The sequence below is a fragment of the Mesonia aestuariivivens genome, from assembly GCF_019311235.1.
Taxonomy (GTDB): Bacteria; Bacteroidota; Bacteroidia; order Flavobacteriales; family Flavobacteriaceae; genus Mesonia; species Mesonia aestuariivivens.
Genome location: NZ_JAHWDF010000016.1, coordinates 57,066 through 78,550 on the forward strand (window position 1 = coordinate 57,066; position 21,485 = coordinate 78,550).

At 34.2% G+C, this 21,485-nt stretch carries 18 protein-coding genes; 11 read left to right on the plus strand and 7 right to left on the minus strand.

The features are described 5' to 3' along the window. Positions 1–7 precede the first annotated feature (7 nt). The 3 genes from KW502_RS13115 to KW502_RS13125 all read right to left on the minus strand — a co-directional run bounded on the left by KW502_RS13115 (position 8) and on the right by KW502_RS13125 (position 5,278). Positions 8–3,169 (minus strand): SusC/RagA family TonB-linked outer membrane protein, encoded by a 3,162-nt coding sequence (locus KW502_RS13115; RefSeq protein WP_255554248.1) that lies wholly within the window; start codon positions 3,167–3,169, stop codon positions 8–10. Between the two features lie 253 nt (positions 3,170–3,422). Next, complete coding sequence (locus KW502_RS13120) at positions 3,423–4,400, minus strand: glycoside hydrolase family 5 protein (protein WP_219041012.1); 978 nt, start codon at positions 4,398–4,400, stop codon at positions 3,423–3,425. Continuing rightward, positions 4,400–5,278, minus strand: coding sequence for an AraC family transcriptional regulator (locus KW502_RS13125; RefSeq protein ID WP_219041013.1), 879 nt, complete (start codon positions 5,276–5,278; stop codon positions 4,400–4,402). Before KW502_RS13125 ends, KW502_RS13120 begins: the two co-directional genes overlap by 1 nt. 187 nt (positions 5,279–5,465) lie before the next feature. Between KW502_RS13125 and KW502_RS13130 the strand changes: the two genes are divergently transcribed. Genes KW502_RS13130 through bglX form a run of 6 tightly spaced genes read left to right on the plus strand, consistent with a single transcriptional unit; the run spans position 5,466 to position 14,430 of the window. Next, positions 5,466–6,599: a glycoside hydrolase family 26 protein gene (locus KW502_RS13130; RefSeq protein WP_219041014.1), complete on the plus strand. Its 1,134-nt coding sequence runs from the start codon at positions 5,466–5,468 to the stop codon at positions 6,597–6,599. A 7-nt stretch (positions 6,600–6,606) separates the two neighbouring features. After that, entirely contained in the window at positions 6,607–8,442 is a 1,836-nt protein-coding gene (locus tag KW502_RS13135; protein ID WP_219041015.1) for a sodium:solute symporter family protein, read from the plus strand. A gap of 6 nt (positions 8,443–8,448) precedes the next feature. Continuing rightward, on the plus strand, positions 8,449–9,636 hold the full coding sequence (locus tag KW502_RS13140) for a glycoside hydrolase family 130 protein (RefSeq protein ID WP_219041016.1): 1,188 nt from the start codon (positions 8,449–8,451) through the stop codon (positions 9,634–9,636). Position 9,637: 1 nt separating this feature from the next. Next, on the plus strand, positions 9,638–10,825 hold the full coding sequence (locus KW502_RS13145) for an AGE family epimerase/isomerase (RefSeq protein WP_219041017.1): 1,188 nt from the start codon (positions 9,638–9,640) through the stop codon (positions 10,823–10,825). Further along, on the plus strand, positions 10,822–12,123 hold the full coding sequence (locus KW502_RS13150) for a glycoside hydrolase 5 family protein (RefSeq protein WP_219041018.1): 1,302 nt from the start codon (positions 10,822–10,824) through the stop codon (positions 12,121–12,123). Before KW502_RS13145 ends, KW502_RS13150 begins: the two co-directional genes overlap by 4 nt. Positions 12,124–12,126: 3 nt before the next feature. Beyond that, positions 12,127–14,430, plus strand: a complete 2,304-nt coding sequence (bglX, locus tag KW502_RS13155; protein WP_219041019.1) for a beta-glucosidase BglX — start codon at positions 12,127–12,129, stop codon at positions 14,428–14,430. Positions 14,431–14,505: 75 nt separating this feature from the next. Here bglX and KW502_RS13160 read toward each other — a convergent pair whose 3' ends face one another. The 4 genes from KW502_RS13160 to KW502_RS15450 form a co-directional block, all read right to left on the minus strand. Next, on the minus strand, positions 14,506–15,882 hold the full coding sequence (locus KW502_RS13160) for a sialate O-acetylesterase (RefSeq protein ID WP_219041020.1): 1,377 nt from the start codon (positions 15,880–15,882) through the stop codon (positions 14,506–14,508). A 2-nt stretch (positions 15,883–15,884) separates the two neighbouring features. Beyond that, positions 15,885–17,027: an SGNH/GDSL hydrolase family protein gene (locus KW502_RS13165; RefSeq protein WP_219041021.1), complete on the minus strand. Its 1,143-nt coding sequence runs from the start codon at positions 17,025–17,027 to the stop codon at positions 15,885–15,887. 164 nt (positions 17,028–17,191) lie between these two features. After that, complete coding sequence (locus tag KW502_RS13170; protein WP_219041022.1) at positions 17,192–17,383, minus strand: hypothetical protein; 192 nt, start codon at positions 17,381–17,383, stop codon at positions 17,192–17,194. 36 nt (positions 17,384–17,419) lie between these two features. Beyond that, a complete protein-coding gene (locus KW502_RS15450; RefSeq protein ID WP_255554249.1) occupies positions 17,420–17,548 on the minus strand; it encodes a hypothetical protein in 129 nt (42 codons plus the stop codon). Between the two features lie 272 nt (positions 17,549–17,820). Between KW502_RS15450 and KW502_RS13175 the strand changes: the two genes are divergently transcribed. From KW502_RS13175 to KW502_RS13195, 5 genes are all read left to right on the plus strand, one after another. Then, the gene (locus KW502_RS13175) at positions 17,821–18,087 is read left to right on the plus strand and encodes a transposase (RefSeq protein ID WP_219041023.1); all 267 of its coding nucleotides are present in this window, start codon (positions 17,821–17,823) and stop codon (positions 18,085–18,087) included. A gap of 50 nt (positions 18,088–18,137) precedes the next feature. After that, on the plus strand, positions 18,138–18,923 hold the full coding sequence (locus KW502_RS13180; protein ID WP_255554250.1) for an IS3 family transposase: 786 nt from the start codon (positions 18,138–18,140) through the stop codon (positions 18,921–18,923). 902 nt (positions 18,924–19,825) lie between these two features. After that, the gene (locus tag KW502_RS13185) at positions 19,826–20,077 is read left to right on the plus strand and encodes a hypothetical protein (RefSeq protein WP_219041025.1); all 252 of its coding nucleotides are present in this window, start codon (positions 19,826–19,828) and stop codon (positions 20,075–20,077) included. 24 nt (positions 20,078–20,101) lie between these two features. Continuing rightward, a complete protein-coding gene (locus KW502_RS13190; RefSeq protein WP_219041026.1) occupies positions 20,102–20,455 on the plus strand; it encodes an ISAon1 family transposase N-terminal region protein in 354 nt (117 codons plus the stop codon). A gap of 19 nt (positions 20,456–20,474) precedes the next feature. Beyond that, the gene (locus KW502_RS13195) at positions 20,475–21,353 is read left to right on the plus strand and encodes an ISAon1 family transposase (protein WP_219041029.1); all 879 of its coding nucleotides are present in this window, start codon (positions 20,475–20,477) and stop codon (positions 21,351–21,353) included. The last annotated feature ends 132 nt before the right edge of the window (positions 21,354–21,485 follow it).

Below are 21,485 nucleotides of genomic sequence, written 5' to 3' on the forward strand. Positions count from 1 at the left end.
GTGTTTTTTAAAATTCTGCGTTTAAGCCTAATGTGAATGTTCTTGGTATTGGGTATCTACCTCGATCTACTCCTGTTTGTAAAGCATCACCATTATAAGATCCAATTTCAGGATCGTAGCCAGAATAATCTGTAAAAGTGTAGAGGTTTTGAATAGTTCCGTATAATTTTAGGTTGCCTATTCCCATTTTTTCAGTTAAATCAGAAGGAAAATTATAACCTAAACTCACATTTTGGATTCTTAGGTAAGAACCATCTTCTATATATCTATCTGAAATAAAAAGGTTTTGGTTATCGTCACCTCTTCTTGGTCTTGGATATTTAGCTCCTGTATTTTGTGGGGTATAATAATCTTGTGCTTCTACTAGTTGATTAGTATATAATCTAGCTAAACCTGTGGTTTCTTTTCTGGTTAAATTTAAAACATCGTTACCATAAGAACCTTGAAGAAAAATACTTAAATCGAAGTTCTTATAAGAGAAATTATTAGTGAATCCAAAGGTAAAATCTGGATGCGGATTCCCAATATAAGTTCTATCTTTTTCATCTATTTTTCCATCACCATTAATGTCTTCATATTGAACATCTCCTAAATAATTATCTCCTAAATTTTCTGAAAAAGGAATACCAAATTGTTCTGGAGCACCATCAATATCATCTTGACTTCTAAAAATACCTTTGGTTTTGTACCCCCAAAACATACCTACGGGTTGCCCTTCTACGGTTCTAGTAATTGGTGTAGACAAATAACCTGTATTTATAGTTCTTATCACTTCTAGATTTTCACTATACAATGAAGTTACTTCATTTTTATAATGTGAGATATTTAAATTTGTTGACCAAGTAAAATCTTTGGTTTGCAAGGTTGAAAAGTTTAAAGTAACATCTATTCCTTTATTATTCATCTCTCCAAGATTTACATAAGGCGCACTTAGACCTCCCAAATATGATTCTCCTCCTGCAGGTCCCGTAAGATAAATAGGTAAAGGTAGTTGATATAAAAAGTCTTTAGAATTTTTATTGTAAACCTCTACTGTAGCATTAAATCTGTTTTTGAATAAAGAAAAATCTAACCCAAAGTTCACTTGTGTACTTTCTTCCCATTTTAGATCTGAATTTGGAATATTATTTAAGAAGTACCCTAATCCTGCTCCAGTTTGAACACTTGATAAACTTGCTCCATAACGATAGTTAGGTAAACCTTGGTTACCTACAACTCCGTAACCTGCTTTTAATCTAATATTATCTACTACTTTATTTACGCCTTCCATCCAAGGCTCTTTATATAATTTCCAAGAACTGGCAAAAGAAGGGAAATATCCCCATTGCTTATCTCCTAACGGATCAAATTTAGAAGAACCATCTGCTCTAAGGGTAGCTGTAAGTCCGTATTTATCTTTTAATGAATACAACGCTCTACCATAGTAAGAACTTAAAGAAGTACTTCCTTGATAAGCACTATAATTAAGCATGGTCGCTGCATTATTTAAGGTCTGTAAATTATTACTTACAAAATCTTGCCCTGTGGCTTGAATACCTTCCCAGCTAGACTCTTGTGCTTCTTGACCTATAAGAAGATTTAAGTTATGTATATCATTAAAATTCTTAGTGAAGTTAATGTAGTTTTTCACGATCCAAAATCTACTTTTTCCTCTCTTTTCAAATAATGTAGCATATTCATTTTCAAATCTACCCCACTTATAGGTTGGAGTAAATAATTGATTGTCTGTAAAATCAAAATTCCCCCCTAACTCATTTCTAAATTTTAAATTTTCTGTAATTTTAAATTCAGTAAAAATATTCCCAAGAATAGAGTGCTTTAATAAAGTATTGGTTCTGCTTAATGCCAATGCAACTGGGTTTATAGTCCCTTCTACAGCTGTAGGGTCGTTTGGTGGCCCTGCGAATGTTCCATCTGGATTTCTAACTGCAATATCAGGCGCTTGTAACAACCCTAAACTTACAATACCATTACGGTTACTATTTAAAGTAATATCCTCATCGGTTCTACTTCCTGTAATATTTGCACCAACTTTAAGCCAATCTTTTACCTGAGAGTCTATATTAGCTCTTATCGTCATTCTATTAAAACCAGATCCAATGACAGTTCCTTCTTGATCTAAATAACTTCCTGAAATTAAATAATTAGTTTTTTCTGAACTTCCTGCATATGATAGCTGATGACTTTGCATCCAAGATTGCTGAAACACTTCGTCTTGCCAATCTGTACCAGGGCCTAACAATTCTGGGTTAGAAAAATCTGTTCTAGACTCTACGCCATATACTTCGGCCAACTCATTTTGCAATTTTGCATACGTAGGCAGCTTCATCACATCTAATAATTTTTGCGGTTCTTGCAAGGCAACGTAAGTGTTGTAACGAAGTTTACCTTCTTTATTTTTACTTCCGTTTTTGGTTTTGATAATCACCACTCCATTTGCTCCTCGTGAACCATATATTGCTGTCGCAGATGCATCTTTCAATATATCTACAGATTCAATATCATTAGGGTTTATCGCCGATAAAGGACTAGTACCTACCTGCCCATTACCTCCAAAACTTGAAGCATCTGTTCTTCCGCTGGTACTGGTATTTCTAGAATCTCCAGAAATAGGCACTCCATCTATTACATACAAAGGCTCATTGTTACCTGTAATAGAAGTTATACCTCTAATTCTAACAGAAACAGCACTACCTGGTTTTCCTGAGTTCTGAGAAATAGTAACCCCAGCAGCTTTACCCTGCATTAATTGATCGATACTCACTTGAGGTATATTTTCTATTTCTTCTGCACCAATACTAGATACAGAGCCATTTACATCTTGACGCTGTTGCGCTCCATACCCAATCAACACTACTTCTTCTAAACTCTCAGAATCTTCAGATAAAGTAACATCTATTTGAGAACGTTGCCCCACTAATTCCTCCCGAGTTTGAAAACCAATAAAACTAAAAACGATAACGTTTTCGTCATTAACATTTAATTGATATTCTCCATCAAAATCTGTCGTTGTTCCTGTATTAGTATCTTTAATTAAAACGTTAACTCCTAAAAGAGGCATGCCGTTTTCATCTTGTACAGTACCGGTAATAGTTTTTTGCTGAGCATTCATTTGAGAAAACGAAAGACACGTAAAAAACAATAGGCACAATTGTAAAAATTTTGCCATAAGTAAAGATTTGTTTTTTTGTTTTTGCATAATAGTTCTGTATTTACCTTACACCTTTCTTCGTAGAAATCTACATTTTTAAGGTTAAAAAATTGAAGCATTAATAATTTAGCGAACAAATTTTATCATATTCAAAATTAACTGTAATGTTAAGGATAGGTTAATATTATTTTATCATTTACTTATATAATTTTCACATTTTGATAAAATAATATTGTTAATCGGTATTTTGAAGAAATAATTATGAATAAAATTACTCACAATGCTTAAAACTACTTTTTAATTTTGATCTAATAAATTTACCCGAAACACTTAATTTTTTAGAATTTTTCAAATCTACTACACTACTACCAGGATTAAGCACAGAACAGGTTTCATCTTTATCTGATATTGCCCAATTACAATAAGAAATTTTATACTCATCTAATAGCTGCCACCAAGCCTTTGTTTGTTTTTTGTTAACCACTCCATTACAAGAGGCAGCTGCAGTACCATATTCAGTCACAAAAATAGGCAAGTCGTTATTCATGGCTTTGATCGCAATATCACGAAGTGGCTGACGATGAGTATCTGCATAAAAATGCAGCGTATATGCTATATTGCTTTGTTGAATAGGGTTTACTGACGCTACATCTACTCGCTGAGACCAAGATGGGGTGCCGCAAATAATAACATTATGAGAATCATAAGCACGAATGGTTTTAATGATTTCTTGATGGTACGGCTTTAAAACGTCGTCCCAAGACACTTCTAAAGGCTCGTTGTATATTTCATAAATAATATTAGGCCGATCACCATATTTTTTAGCTATATATGTGAAAAATCTTTTAGCCTCTTTAAGATGATCTTCTGCATGGTGATCATGCCAATCTACAATAACATAAACACCTTCTTTAATAGCAGCATCAATTACAACTTCTACCTTTTTAAGTTCTTGCTCAGAATTTTCGAGATAACCTTTATTTTCTACCGCCATTGCAGCTCTTACCACATTACACTTCCAATCATTCTTTAAAATTTTAATGGTTTCTGGCACATAAAATTCAGGCTCCCATTGGCTCCAAAAAAGAGACATTCCTTTTAATTGCAGCACTTTACCATGTTGATTTTTTAAATGAGCACCTTCAATTTTTAATTGACCATTGCAAGCCACAGGTGTATTCTGAGCATTTGCCAAAGATGAAAAAACAAAAAATAATAAACCAATACTTAAAACCTGAAAAATCTTCATTACAAAACTCTTTTTATACCTTCAAATTCTTCTCTAAAATCACTAGGCGTACAGTTTTTCACCTTTCTAAACACTCGGTTAAAATTAGCTATATTATTAAAACCACATTTAAAACCTATCTCACCTATACTTAAATCTGTTTCAATTAGCCATCGAGTAGCATAGCTAATACGGGTATCGTTCATATAGTCTATAAAAGTTTTTCCAGTGCGCTTTTTAATGAATCTATTAAAAGAAACCGGACTCATATTTACGAGTGAAGAAATTTCTGCAAGCGTTACTTTTTTACTAAAATTTTCTTGAACATACTCATAAATCACTTTAATTTTATCACTGTTTTCAAAATTTTTATTTTCCGAAATATACGTTGATAACAAGTGCTGTTTTCTACTATTAGCAAGGTCTTGTAAAATAGAAATAAGCTCTAAAAAATAATCCATACTATCAATTTTAGATAGCTTCATAATTCTAGGCATTAATTCTTTAGTAATTTTTTTTGAAAAAAGAATCCCGTGATTAGATCTATTAAACATATCTTTAATAGGTTTAAAAATTCTACGAGACAATAATTTTTCATCAAACAAATCATTATGAAATTGAATGGTAATTTCGTGAATATTATCATTCTTACAATTATGTAATTCCCAACCATGCACTAAATTAGGTCCTACTAAAACTAACTCTAAATCATCAATCTCTTCCAAACTGTCCCCTACTATTCTACGTACACCCTTACCATTATGAATAAAATTTAATTCATATTCTGGATGAAAATGTATAGGAAAATCAAATTCAGATTTTATTCGATCAAAGACTAAAAAACTGTCTTCTGGCGCTAATTGAGTGATTTCTCGGTGAGCATTATTTCTTATTGCCATAAATCAATTAATATGAAGTAAAAATTAGATTAAAAAATGATAATATTCTATTAACATAGATAAGCCACTAAGCTTAATTTTGATTTTACACAATTATCTATTAAAAAAATAGACAATTATCAATTTTGAGTCTTTAAAATTGTAAAAACAAAATCAAAACGGTACAAATATAATATCATTTACTTATATGAAATCATCATTTAGATTATTATATATTTTAATCTCTATAAGTTTGCTTTATTCTTGTGCAAGCATAACCCGTGTGAATCCAGCGAATATTAAAGTAGCAGATAAAAATGCAACCCCGTCTGCAAAGTTACTTTACAAACGCATTAAAGTTCTATCTAAAAAAGGCACTGCTATTGGCCATCAAGACGCAACGGCTTATGGAATAGGTTGGAAAAATTCTCCTGAAAATAACTTTAAAAACGATATCGATGAACTTACTGGTTTTTCACCTGCGATATATGGTTGGGATTTAGGAGATATAGAATTAGGGAATAAACAAAATCTTGATAGTGTATCTTTTAATTTGATAAGAAATGAAATTATCAAAATTCACAATAAAGGAGGAATAAACACGATAAGCTGGCACATTAACAACCCAGAATCAAAAGGAAACTCTTGGGATACTACTGCCGTAGTTTCTACGATATTAAAAGGAGGAAAAAATCGTGGGTTGTATGAAAAATGGGTAGAAAGTTTAGCTGAATTTTTCAAAAGCTTAAAGACAGAAAACAATGAAATTATTCCAATTGTTTTTAGACCTTATCATGAAATGAATGGCGGCTGGTTTTGGTGGGGTGCTCAACATTGCACACCAGAAGAATACAAAGAACTTTACCGACAAACGACTAAGTTGTTACAAAAAAATGGTGTTCATAACTTACTCTACGCCTATTCTCCTAATATGTTAAACAATCCTGAAGAATATCAAAAATTTTATCCCGGAGATGAATACGTAGATATTTTAGGAGTAGATATTTATAACTTTGGCGGAGATGAGCAATACTTAAGAAGTTTAAAAAATGATATTGCTGTGATGAAAGATTTTGCTAAAACTCATCAAAAACCTTACGCGCTTACCGAGACTGGAAACACTCATCCTGAAAACCCAAAATGGTGGACAGAAGTTCTTCAAAAAGGAATTGAAGATACTGGTATCAGTTGGTTTTTACTTTGGAGAAATGCAAGACCATCTCACTATTTTGCTACTTACCCAGGAGAAGTTTCTTCTGAAAATTTTATAGAATTCAACAAAAACTTGGAGTTACTTTCTCTTGAAGAGATCAAGAAAATTAAAGTTAAAGCTGCTCAATAAATAATTTATGTTACAACCTTTAGATATAGCAATTATATTAATTTACCTCGTAGGTACAATTATTATCGGATTAACGCTTAGAAAAAAAGCTCAAAAAAGTAAAGATGATTACCTTTTAGGAGGAAAAAACCTCCCTTGGTACATGTTAGGACTTTCTAATGCCTCTGGAATGTTCGACATTTCTGGAACCATGTGGCTGGTAACCTTAACCTTTATTTATGGTTTTAAGAGTATCTGGATTCCTTGGCTTTGGCCAGTATTTAATCAAGTCTTTTTAATGATATACCTATCGGCTTGGCTAAGAAGATCTGGAGTTACTACTGGAGCAGAATGGATTAATTTTAGATTTGATAATGGTAAAGGCGGAAAGTGGTCACACACCATTATTGTAATTTTTGCTATTTTAAGCTGTCTAGGCTTTTTAGCTTATGGCTTTATTGGTTTAGGAAAATTTGTCGAAATTTTTATTCCTTGGGAAGTGGTAAGTGATTACATTCCATTCACTGTTCCTGCAGCATACATACCACATTTCTACGGAATCATTTTTACTCTTTTTGCCGTATTCTATTCGGTAATTGGAGGTATGTCTGGTATTGTATGGACAGATGTTTTACAATATACCATTATGACTATTTCATCTATTGCAATTGCTATTATAGCTTTTCAAGCAGTAGGCGGCGAAACCCTTAACGTTCCCGAAGGTTGGATGAATCCGTTTTTTGAATGGGAATTAAATATGGATTGGAGCGGAATTATCGATGAAGTAAATACCAAAATTGCCTCCGACGGATATTCTCTATTCAGCATCTTCTTCATGCTCATGCTATTCAAAGGAATTTTAGCAAGTATTGCAGGGCCCGCACCTAACTACGATATGCAAAAAATATTATCGACCAAATCGCCTAAGCAAGCAGCGATGATGAGTGGGTTTTCTAACCTTGCCTTAATGCCAACGCGATACTTAATGATTGGTGGTTTTTCTGTATTAGCCATTTTATTTTATGATAAGCTAGACTTAAAAACAGCTGGCGAATTAGATTTTGAAAAAATATTACCAGCAGCCATTCAGCAATTTGTTCCAGTAGGTTTATTAGGTTTATTATTAGCAGGACTGCTAGCAGCCTTTATGTCTACGTTCGCAGGAACTTTAAATGCAGCTCAAGCCTATTTAGTTAATGACATTTATTTGAAGAGAAAGCCAGACGCCTCTCAAAAAAAGATTAATAAAATAAACTATGCCAGCGGTATTGTGGTAGTACTTATAAGTATCGTATTAGGCTTTTTTGTAGAAGACGTAAATTCAATTTTACAATGGATTGTAAGTGCTCTATATGGTAGTTATGTAATGTCTAACCTATTAAAATGGCACTGGTGGAGATTTAATGGTGAAGGTTACTTCTGGGGTATGCTAACCGGAATCATCCCAGCACTTATCTTTCCAATATTTACAGATACTTTAGACCTATATTACTTTCCAGTAATATTAATTATCTCTTTAGTAGGTTGTATTGTTGGAACATACTCTGCTCCTCCAACTAACGATAAAGTACTCATTAAGTTTTATAAAAAGACACATCCTTGGGGATTTTGGAAACCTATTCTTGAAAAAATTAAAGAAACTGAACCCGAATTCGAGAAGAATAAAGCTTTCGGGAGAGATATGTTCAATGTAGTTATTGGCGTGATTGGTCAAACACTACTTGTCGTAATTCCGCTTTACATCATCTTACATGAAAACATCCCATTAATTATATCGGTAGCCATGCTAATTGTTTGCTTGATTATCTTAAAAAAGAACTGGTGGGATAAAATGAAAAACGAACCTAATATAAACGAAAAATAGTTAGAGATGGCAATCACAAATTCTAAAGCATCTACCATAAAAGGCTATGATCAACTTATTGAGAATTATAACAATTTAATTCAACAACCTAATTCTCCAGTTGAAGAAAACAATGGTGTTTATCAACGTTACCACAATCCAGTTGTAACTGCGAAACACGCTCCTATCCACTGGAAATTCGATCTTAACCCAGAAACAAATCCGTTAGGTTTAGAAAGAATTGGCATTAACGCCACCTTTAACCCAGGTGCTATTAAATTTGAAGAAAAATATTTATTAGCAGTACGAGTAGAAGGAAACGATAGAAAATCTTTCTTTGCTATTGCAGAAAGCCCAAATGGAATCGATAACTTCCAATTTTGGGATAAACCTATACAATTACCACAAACCGAAGACCCCGATACGAATGTTTATGACATGAGGTTAACACTTCATGAAGACGGTTGGATTTACGGAATCTTTTGTACAGAGAGAAAAGATCCAGATGCACCAGCAGGAGACACCAGCGCAGCTGTAGCGAATGCAGGAATCGTACGTACCAAAAATTTAAAAGATTGGGAACGTTTACCAGACTTAATCAGTAATACCGGGCAACAAAGAAATGTAGTTTTACATCCAGAATTTGTAGAGGGTAAATATGCGGTATATACGCGACCACAAGATGGCTTTATAAATGTAGGAAGCGGTGGCGGAATTGGCTTAGGGTTTATTAAAAATATGGAAAACCCCATAGTGGAAGACGAAAAGATTATTAATCAAAAAGTTTACCACACCATTTATGAGCTTAAAAATGGTCAAGGCCCCACTCCTATAAAAACAAAAGAAGGTTGGCTTCATCTCGCTCACGGAGTTAGAAATACCGCCGGAGGTTTACGCTACACTTTATATATGTTTATGACGAGCCTAGAAGATATCGGGAAAGTAACTTACCAACCTTCAGGGTATTTTATGGCGCCTAATTACAAAGAAACTGTTGGTGATGTACCAAATGTATTATTTGTAAATGGTTGGATTGAAGAAGAAGGTAAAGTATTTATTTATTATGCTTCTTCAGATACCAGATGCCACGTGGCTACTTCTACAGTTGAAAAATTAGTAGATTTCGTAAAAAATAGTCCACAAAAAGATTTCACTTCAGTTGCATCTGTAAATTCTATTGTTCAACTTGTCGATAAAAATAAAGGACGCTATTAACATGAAATATCCAGAAAGCTTTTATCAATCTTTAGAAACAGAAACCAATGCTATTGTGGACTACTGGAAAAACAATAGTGTAGACGATGAAAAAGGTGGATTTTTAGGAAAGCGAGATTATTTCAATACTATAGAACACAATGCCAATAAAGGGATTATTTTAAATACTAGATTGCTATGGTCTTTTTCAACGCTTCAGTCACACAATACTGACTATCAATTAAGAGACCTAGCAAAACGTTCGTTTAATTACCTAGAAAATTATTTTCAAGATAAAGAAAACGATGGCCTTTTTTGGGAACTAACTGCAGACGGAGAGCCGCTTCAAACCAAAAAACAAATTTATGCGCAAGCTTTTGGCATTTACAGCTTAGTAGAATATTATAAAATTTCTCAAGATGAAAATGCCAAAAATTGGGCTATATCACTTTTCAATTTAATAGAAAAGCACGCCTTAGACACTAAAAATGAAGGTTACATTGAAGCTTTTCAAGAAGATTGGTCTCCGCTAACAGATGTACGTCTTAGTGAAAAAGACATGAACGCAGAAAAAACTATGAATACGCATTTGCATATTCTAGAAGCTTATACGGCGCTGCTTCAAATACATCAAGATGAAAAAGTAACCAATGCACTCAAAAATTTGATTCGTCTTTTTTTCGATAAATTTCTGAATAAAGATTTTAATTTTGAATTGTTTTTTGACAAAAAATGGAACTTAATAAGTGATGAAATTTCTTTTGGTCACGATATTGAAGCAGCTTGGTTGCTTATAGATGCCGCTAGAGAAATCCAAGATAAAGAGCTTATTGAGTTAACTGAAAACGCAGCCATTAAAATCGCAGATCGTTTCTTAAAATTAGGATACCAAAAAGGAGAAGGTGTTTACAACGAACTTAACCGAAGTACTCAAAAAATAGATACCGATAAACATTGGTGGCCACAAGTAGAAGCGATGGTAGGTTTACATTATGCTTACCAACTTACGAATGAAGACAACTATAAAAATGCGATAGTAGACATTTGGGAATTCACTCAAAACAACCTGATAGATCGTGAAAATGGCGAGTGGCATTTTCGGGTAAACCAATATAATGTTCCTTACGAAAATGAAGATAAGTTAAGTATGTGGAAAGCTCCTTATCATAATTCTCGCGCATTAATAAATCTATTAAAAGATAAACCATGAAAAAAATACTGCTATTAATTTGCTTTACACTGCTTATGCTAAGCTGTAAAACCTATCAATTTAAAGACGTTAAAACTCTAAAAATTACCATTGAAGACGGAAAGTTTTTAAAAGGAAACCAACCTTATTATTTTGTAGGAGCCAATTATTGGTACGGCCCGCTTATCGCTGCAAAAAATATTGGTGATCGCGAAAGACTTATTAAAGAATTAGATGTAATGGATAGTTTAGGCATCGATAATTTAAGAATTTTAGTTGGTGCCGAAGGCGGTAATGAAGACTTTCAAGTAAAACCAGCCTTACAATATGAACAAGGAAAATACAATGAAGATTTACTTGACGGACTTGACTTTTTATTAGCCGAAATGGCCAAAAGAGAAATGTATGCCGTTTTATACCTCAACAATAACTGGATTTGGTCTGGCGGAATGTCGGCTTACTTAGAATGGAATGGTTACGGAGAAGTAAACAATCCGTTTACCGAAAAGTACACTTGGCCAGAATATTTTAATTATACCCAACAATTTCATACCTGCCAACCTTGTAGAGAAGCCTTTCAAAATCACATTAAATTTATTCTAGGCAGAACTAATCAATACAACGGCAGATCATACACAGAAGACAACACAGTAATGTCTTGGCAAGTCGCTAACGAGCCTCGTATTTTTACAGAAAGTGACCGAGAGCCTTTTAAAATTTGGTTAGATGAAACTGTCGATTTATTAGAAAAATTAGATCCAAATACTTTAATTTCTACAGGAGCTGAAGGTAAAGCTAGTTACCTTGAAGATATTGATACTTACGAAATGCTTCATTCTAACAAAGATATTGATTACCTTACGATGCATATGTGGCCAAAAAACTGGCAATGGTATGATGTAAATAAGGAAAAAACTTCGACTAATTTTTCAATTGAAAAAGCAAACCAATATATCAATGAGCATATAGAAGTAGCTGAAAGATTAAGCAAACCAATTGTCATTTCAGAATTTGGCTTTCCTCGTGCTAAAGAAAGCTTAATGAAAACTGCTGATATTTCTAATAGAAATAAATTTTACGAAGCTGTTTTTAGCAGACTTCTAGATAGTTATAAAAACAAAGGTGAATTGAGCGGAGTAAATTTCTGGGGTTTTGCAGGATTCGCTAAAACAGATCAAAAAAGAGGAAAATGGGAAACTGGAGACGATTTTAGCGCAGATCCTCCGCAAGAACCACAAGGTTTAAATTCTGTCTTTGCAACAGATAAATCTACCCTTGAGCTTGTTTATAAATACAATAAGCTCATTAACAATCTATAAGCCATGAAAAAAATAATAGTTTTAAGTATCGCTATCACTAGTATCACGCTAGTAAGTTTTATAGCGCCAAAATCAAAAAAAATGCAAAAGCTACCCCCTAACGACGATATTGAAAAAAAGATTGACTCTTTATTAAACCTAATGACTTTAGAAGAAAAAGTAGGTCAGATGGTGCAATACAACGGATTTTGGGATGTAACTGGTCCTTCTCCAAAAGGAGGTAATGCCGAAGAAAAATACGAACACCTAAGAAAAGGCTGGGTAGGTTCTATGCTTACTGTACGTGGCACCAAAGAAGTAAGAGCAGTTCAAAAAATTGTCACTGAAGAAACCAGGTTAGGTATTCCCTTAATTATAGGTTTTGATGTGATTCACGGCTACAAAACCCTTAGTCCTATTCCATTAGCAGAAGCAGCAAGTTGGGATTTAGAAGCAATCAAAAAATCTGCAGAAGTAGCCGCAGCAGAAGCCGCAGCATCAGGGATTAATTGGACATTTGCTCCGATGGTAGATATTTCTAGAGACCCTCGTTGGGGAAGAGTAATGGAAGGTGCTGGTGAAGATCCATATTTAGGAAGTAAAATTGCAAAAGCTAGAGTTACAGGTTTTCAAGGAGAAGACCTTTCAGACCCATTAACCGTAGCTGCCTGCGCTAAACATTTTGCAGGATATGGTTTTGCTGAAGCTGGTAGAGAATACAACAAAGCAGATATAGGTACGGTTACACTTCATAATATGGTTTTGCCTCCGTTTAAAGCTTCGGTAGAAGCAGGAGCTAGAACTTTTATGACAGGTTTTAATGAATTAAACGGAATTCCAGTTACCGGAAATGATTACCTACTTAGAGATATTTTGAAAAAAGAATGGGGTTTTGATGGTTTTGTAATTTCAGATTGGGCTTCGATTGAAGAAATGCTTACTTGGGGCTATACGAAAGATCGAGCTTCAACAGCAGTAAGAGCTGCAGAAGCTGGTGTAGATATGGATATGGAAGGTAATATCTATATTGAAGAATTAGCCAACATGGTAAAAAACGGAAAGGTAAAAGAAGTAATTATCGATGATGCCGTAAGAAGAATTTTACGTGTGAAGTTTGAATTAGGACTTTTTGAAGATCCTTATAAATATTGCGATCCTGAGCGTGAAAAAGAAGTAATAGGGAAGCCAGCACATATCGAAGCAGTAAAAGATATGGCTAAAAAATCTATTGTTCTATTAAAGAATGAAAACAATTTACTTCCGCTTAAAAAGAAAAAGCAAACCATAGCGCTTATTGGCCCGTTAGCAGATGAAAATAACAGTCCGTTAGGAAGCTGGAGATTAGGTTCTGATGATAACACCGGCGTAAGTTTAAAAACAGGCCTAGAAGCGTATTCAAAAAATAAAATTGAATATACTAAATGTGTAGAGTTAGTGAGTAACGACGCTCAATTCACCAAAGAACTACATATTAACACAACAGATGCTACAGGTATTAAAGAAGCGGTAGAAATAGCTAAAAATGCAGATGTAGTGATTATGGCATTAGGAGAACACGGGTTTATGACAGGTGAAGGCAGAAGCCGCACAAATATCGATTTACCAGGTCTTCAACAGCAATTACTAGAAGAAGTTTATAAAGTAAATAAAAACATCGTATTGGTGCTTCAAAACGGTAGACCATTAACTATCAACTGGGCAGATAAACACATACCGGCTATTGTAGAAGCTTGGCAGCTAGGTTCTCAAAGTGGTCATGCTATTGCAGAAGTACTTTATGGTGATTACAACCCTAGTGGTAAATTACCGATGACCTTCCCAAGAAGTGTTGGGCAAATTCCTATTTATTACAATCACAAAGAAACAGGAAGACCAGTAGATCCTGCTCCTGGAGATGAACAAGTGTTTTGGTCGCATTATATTGATGAAGAAAACACCCCACTCTATCCTTTTGGGTTTGGGTTAAGCTATACTCAATTCAATTATAAAAATCTGATATTAACGAAAAACGAAATTAAGAAAGATGAAAAATTAAGTCTTAGCGTACAAGTGAGTAATACCGGAGATTACGACGGTCGTGAAGTAGTTCAGCTTTATATTAGAGATTTATACGGAAGCATAATAAGACCAGTAAAAGAGTTAAAAGGTTTTGAATTATTGAACCTGAAGAAAGGCGAAACTAAAACTATTACTTTTGAAGTTGGTCCCAAAGAACTTGGTTTCTACAATGAAAGAGGAGAATACATTGTTGAGCCGGGAGATTTTAAAGTCTTTATTGGCGGAAGTTCACAAACTAGCTTAGAAGAAAGTTTTTCAATTATAGAATAATTACAGTATTCATTTTATAAAAAAGCTCCGACAAAATTCGGAGCTTTTTTTTATTCTTATTATTTATGAAATAACTTATTCTATTTCTATCATAAAACTTGAAGCTGGTAAATTTGCTTCATTCCTTAAATTAGGTACAATTGCATTTTTCCAAGCATAGCGAACGTATTTAGGAGATGTAACTTTATGGTTTTTTAAAATCACTTTTCCGTTCTTCAACTTAGCTTTTACAGGCTTAAATACCATATCTGCTGCAGCTACTTCAAACTGCAAGCTTTTGTTCTCCTTAAAATGTAAATTTTCAGCGTTAGAAAATTCTACAATAATATGTTTTCCTATATTATAAGCCTTTTTAACTAAAGGTCCATAAACTTCAGCCTCATAATTTTTATAGGTTTCTTTCAATGCAACATTGGCAAAACGTAAACCTACTGCTTCTTTATCTCGAGGATGTATATTTTCAAAATTCCCTACATCACCAGTAAATACCATTCCGGTATGAGGCAGACTCAATGTTCTACGTTGTGCATCTCTTACGCTTACTCCGTTATCATTATCACCATAATTATAGGGTGCAATTTGCGCAAAATAAAAAGGGATCTCTTGCTGCCAAGAAGCTCTCCAATTTTCTATAAGTTGTTTAAAAACATACTCATATTGATTAGCGCTCCCCGTATTGCTTTCTCCTTGATACCAAATTACACCAGCCAAATTATAAGGGATAATTGGGTTAATCATCGCATTATAAATAGCTCCAGGCTCATTTGGCCCCCACTGCTCTACGGTTAATTTTGAAGCTGCATTTTGCAATAAAGAATCTTTTTTAAAAATAGATTCAGGCATCCAAACTTCTGCTGCAGTGCCTCCCCAGTTAGAACCAATAATTCCGATAGGCACATCTAATTTAGTGTGCAATTTTTGTGCAAAGAAGTAACCAATGGCACTAAAATACTTCATCGTTTCTGGTTCACTTTCTACCCATTTTCCTTCTAAATTTTGCTGCGGAAATGGAGCCGAAGTTTTAGGTACATCAAAAAAACGAATATTTTTATATGTAGAATTTTGAATAGCTTCCTCTTGATTTTTAATCCCCGCAGAAGCACTCCACTCCATATTAGATTGTCCAGAAGCAAGCCAAACTTCGCCAATAAGTACATCTGTTAAATGAATGCTATTGTAACCTAAAAAAGTAATTTCGTAAGGTCCTCCCGCTTTTGGTGTAGGCAATTCGAGTTTCCATTTTGCATATCGGTTCCCTTTTACTTTTAAGGTATCATTGGGGTTCCAAGAAGCGATTAACAATACCTCTTCTCCAGGATCTGCCCAACCCCATATATTTACATTCGTATTTTGCTGCAATACCATTCCATCTGAAAATAGTCTTGGCAAGCGTACATGAGCTTGAGCTAACAAACTACTCAAGCATAACAATAATAAAACTTTTGTTTTCATAATTATTGATTCAATAATTCTTTATAAAATGGAATCAAATTTTCTGCCATCACTGTATGACCTTCAATACTTGGGTGGTGACCGCATCCTGTTGGATTCATTTTTTCAAACTCATAAAGTGCGATGGTATGATTTCTTTCAAATTTAGCTTTTATAGCTTTTAGTGAAGACTCTAGTAACTTTCCCTTTTCACTAGTAGGATCTATCATAGGGCTTGTTAGCAAAGCAATTTTAACCGAAGGAAACTTTTCGTATAAACTTTCTATAAATTTTGTATAATTTTCTTCATACTTTTTTTGACTAAAAGCTTCACGTTCTTTCTCTCCATCGCCATCAGAAAGATCGTTAGTTCCTAAACAAATGCTGATTAAATCAGGCTGAAATTTTTTAAAATCTCTAAGTCGCGTGGTATCTCCATCAAGTGAAAGTGTTTGATAAACATCTGGCATCACGGGTTGATCTTCATCATTCCAATTGCGGTACATTCCCATTCCCGAAACTGAACTTAACATATATTCTGCATTTAAAGCTCTTGCAACACGAGGCCCATAAGCCCAATAAGCATTATGCTGATCGTACCATTCTCCTTCTCCACAAGGCAAGTCACTTTCATCATCACCCATACCAGAGGTGATAGAGTTTCCTATAAATTCTATTTTAAAATCTTTCTTTTCACTAAAAGCTTTAAGTGTATCTGCTTTAGCATCTATGAAAAACAGCTTTCCTGTACTGGCTTCGGTCGCTTTAAAAATTTTTATTTTTTGAAAGCCTTCCTTCTTTAATGGAATTGAAATTGTAGAGACAGAATCACCAGCAACCTGATAGCGGTTCATATAATTTCCATCTACTTCTACCACGGCAAATGCGTGATGCGGAGCTACAGCTTTTAAGTGTAAATCTAATTTGTCTCCACTAGCTTGAAATTGAACTGAGGAAGCGGCAGAAATTAATTCAGCTGAATGATTTGAAGAATCTTCTAACACCCTACCTGAATAATTAAAAACACTATCTGTGCTTTGGTAAGTATGAATCTCTTTTCGTGCTGAAGTCTTTTCAGATTGTTTACAACTAGAAAATGCTACAAACAATAAAAGGTAAAATAATCGATAATACATAATTGAAATTTTAAGCTGAAAAATACTCAATTTTCAATGTTTTCATTGCTACAATATTTACAAAGTATTGACTTTTTTTACTCCTCGATTTCAGAATAGCTTCTTCATCTTAAAGTTCTGACCAAAAAAGTAAAACTCTCTAAAACAAAAAAAGCCTCTCCTACTATAGGAAAAGCTTTTATTTACCCCTTAAGTTATAAAGAAGGATCTTTCGGATCATGATCTTCGAGCATTTTCTTTAATACGTAAGATATTAAAAAGCTCGTTACGGCACCTACAGCAGCTAAGGCAATGGTTCGGTACACATCTTCTGTGGTTACTTGTGGGAGAATACTCAATAGCATTCCCCCACAAGTACCACTTAAGGTAAGTTGATGATTACTCATCCGCTACATTCTTTTCCTTCGTGGTGGTTAACTGGCTTACGGCAGAAAGGGTTCCCCGGTTACCGCAACATAGCCTCCAATCGTAGTCACTATAGCTGGTAAACTTACCGGAGCGGTAAGTATAACTCCTCCTATATTCTCAAAAGCTTTAATATACTCATCCAAATATTGCTCAAGATGTAAGAACACTTCGTGACCTGTCGTTTCTGCAAAATTTATATCAGTATCATTCTTTATAATAGTATTAAGATTGGTATAGAAATCAATATAATTAGCACTCTTTCGACCTTCTTCTGCGGGACCAAAAACATTATGGGCGGCAGGGTAATTAGTTGTTCCCTATGGACTTCCATAGTTAACAAAATCTCCAAAATTCCAGTTATGGTTGAAGGCTTCCCTGTTTTTCATACAGTTTAAAAATCAACTATTTTTGAATTATGAAGAAAAGCAGATTTACCGAAGCACAAATAATAGCGATGCTTCAACAGTACGAATCGGGAATGAAGGTTACCGATATTTGCCGCGATAAAGGGATTACCACGGCCACCTTTTACAGTTGGAAACGTAAGTATGGAGGAATGGATGCCCAACAACTTAAAGAGCTTAAATCGCTCCAGGAAGAGAACCATCGCCTAAAACAGATGTATGCTGATTTAAGCCTTGACCACCGTATCCTTAAAGATATTATCGAAAAAAAGCTTTAAAGCCTTGTGAACGTAAGGAATTGGCCGAGCAAGTAGTTAAGCAGGAGAAGTTGAGTATTGTGAGAGCTTGCGAGTTGGTTTGCTTAAGTCGCTCTATGTGGTATTATAAGAGCAAGAGGGATGATTCTGAAGTAATAGACAAACTTACAGAAATGAGTGAGATCAAACCTAACCGGGGATTTGATTACTATTTCTACAGAATCCGATCACAAGGCTTTAAATGGAATCGGAAACGAGTCCTTCGGGTATACAGGCTTTTAGGCCTGCAATTGAGAAGAAAGATCAAAAAGCGCCTTCCAGCACGTGTTAAAACTCCTCTAGATCAACCTCAGGCACCAAGACAGGTGTGGAGTGCAGATTTTATGAGTGATGGCCTAATGACAGGAAGAAAGTTTAGGGTATTTAACCTTATTGATGATTATAACAGAGAGGCACTATGTACTACTCCAGCACTATCAATGCCTGCCCTCCGTGTGGTGGAATATCTAAGTCAGGCAATAGAGATCTACGGCAAACCTATACAAATACGAGTGGATAATGGGCCGGAATTTATCTCAAAAATATTTACGTCATACTGCGAAACTGAAGGAATCGATATCAATTATATCCAACCTGGAAAACCATCGCAAAACGGTTACATTGAAAGGTTCAATAAAACATTTAGAGAAGACGTATTGGATGCTTATATCTTTCGGAATTTAGAAGAGGTACAACAGATAGCTGAAGACTTCAGGGAAGATTACAACAAATACCATCCACATAAATCAATGGGCAGAAAAAGCCCAAATCAGGTATATAAAGAATTGTTTAATTTAGAGCTGTCCGAAAATGGGTAAGTCTTCATTTCATATTCACTATTAATTTAAAAGAGTATTATTAACAAATCGAAAAAATAATTCAACATAATTTTCTAAGCATTCTGCCAACAAATAAGAAATTTGTCTTTCTTGAATTAGAAAACAACTTGTTAATCAAAATTAAAGATTAAAATATTTTAACACATTATACTTAAGTGTAGTTTTATAATTCAATTTACTCATATCGAAGATATTCTATTTAATAAAAATTTTTTTTCTATAGAAATCAATTAAACATCGTAAATCGATTTAATTGGAATCGTTTTAAACCCCATATATTTCAAAGGCTTAACGATGGGGTGTGCATTTATTCCTATGGAATGTAATGCTTTCTATAGTTTACTTTAACATTCGGCGTGAGCTACTACATTTTTGCCTTGGCATTCTTGAACTAGCGACCAAATAATTAACATTTTAAGTAATTAAATAAGCTTTACGTCTTTACATATAGCAAAAAACATATTATATGCTAGAGTGATTTTTTGAAGTTATTATTAATGAGAGTTGTTTGATAAATATTAAAAATTTTTGGATTGGAAGTGTTTTTTAAAATCCCATTTGAATACCCTTATGGTTCCTACAATGGAATTGTTTAAATTTCTACACAAAATATTCGCATTTCTATAATAACAATGTCCTTCCTTAAATACATAATTGATCCCTTATTCATTTTCTAAAGGATTTTTCTAGGTTGTGTGATGATTTAAGTTTTTCTAAAGTTGGGATCTCTAAATTATATTTATTATTCATATAGCTTATTATATAATATAACTAAATATTATATGACCCAATAGTTTTACATAAAAGAGTAATATTAAGTTTATTTACTTTTATATTGATAAAAGTATTTTCATATATATTTTACTTAAAAATGACAACCTATGGCTAATATGCAAAATTTCTTTTCTCCTAATAATACAGTTAATATTTCAGATGAGATAGATGAAAAGCAAACTATGAATTTTATAGAGACTGTAAAAGCCTTTTCGAGAACCACTTACAAGAGTATCTTTATTATTGATTATAAAACAAAAGGATTTGAGTTTGTATCAGAAAATATTTTATCATGGGTGGATATACGGCAAAAGAGGATCATTCTCAAAAGTTGTGTGCGAATTGAAATAATAGGTTGATTTTTGTTTTCTAAACATGAGGCATTGGAGGCATATATTGATTTACTCAAGATTTTATTACCAGAATTATTAATTACTCATTTTAAGCTTACTGGCCATCAAACAGAGGGAGATATACTTCACTTGCATTTTGAAGAGCAACCAGAGGTTCCCAAAGAATTTTCCTCAAACTTGGTCATAGCCCACGGATTCCACCAAGAAATAACAATTCAGGACTTCCCTGTTCGTGGTAAAAAGGTGTTTTTGCATATAAAGCGACGACGCTGGCTCAACAAACAAAGTAAGCAAATTATTCAGCGTGATTGGAATGTAGTAGCACAGGGAACCCGTATGACCACAGAGTTCGCTGCTTTTTTAAAAGTACTTAATCAGCACTAAAGCTTCTGACTGTCATACCATAGGTGGGTTCTACGGAGTAAACGGTAAAAAACTTCAACGCCAGTATAAAGATCACTTAAGCGATTTTAACCAGTGGAATCAAAAACCACATGCTAAACAATGGCTCATCTTCCCCCAGAACATCAGCTCAAGGCTTTCTATAGATGAGACCGCACTCTCCAAAGGAGAACTCTATACCATAATCACCAATAAAAAGGCAAAGGGAAAAAAAGGTAGCATCGTGGGTATTTTCTCAGGAACAAAGGTAGAACCAATCATAGAGCAACTGCTTAAAATACCAACTTCAAAACGTGGACAAGTCAAGGAAATTACTTTAGACATGGCTAACGCTATGAAAACGATCTCCACTAAATGTTTCCCCAAAGCCATCCAGGTAACAGACAGGTTCCATGTACAGAAGCTGGCAACACAGGCCCTCCAAGATCTTCGTATCAAATACCGATGGGAAGCTTTGGATCAAGAAAACCAACAGATAAAGCTATCCAGAGCAGCCGACAAAGAATTTAAACCTGTAACTTTTTCTAATGGTGATAGCTCAAAACAACTCCTGGCCAGGAGTAGATATCTACTGTATAAATCCCCGGATAAATGGACTCCAAATCAGAAAGAAAGGGCGCAGATATTGTTTAACGAATACCCGGAATTAAAGAAAGCCTATGGACTTGTTCAAGGCTTGAGGAATATTTTCAACCAAGCCATAGCTATTAAAGTAGCTTACACCAAACTAGCCCACTGGTACAAAGATGTAGAGGAATCAGGTTTTAAGAGCTTCCAAACGGTAGCCAATAGTATTGCTTTGAATTACGGATCAATCTCAAAAGTTGGGTCTAAATTGAAAAATAACTTTCTTTGCGTTTTAAATTCCATTGATGAATAAAAGCAAGTTTTCCTTGTTAAGTTTAATATTACCAGAAGGAATATTAGAGTATTTTGATATTGTTGGATTCGATAAGAAGCCTATAAAGCATGTTTTGTACGAGAACCGTCTAACGATATATTTAGAGGAGAA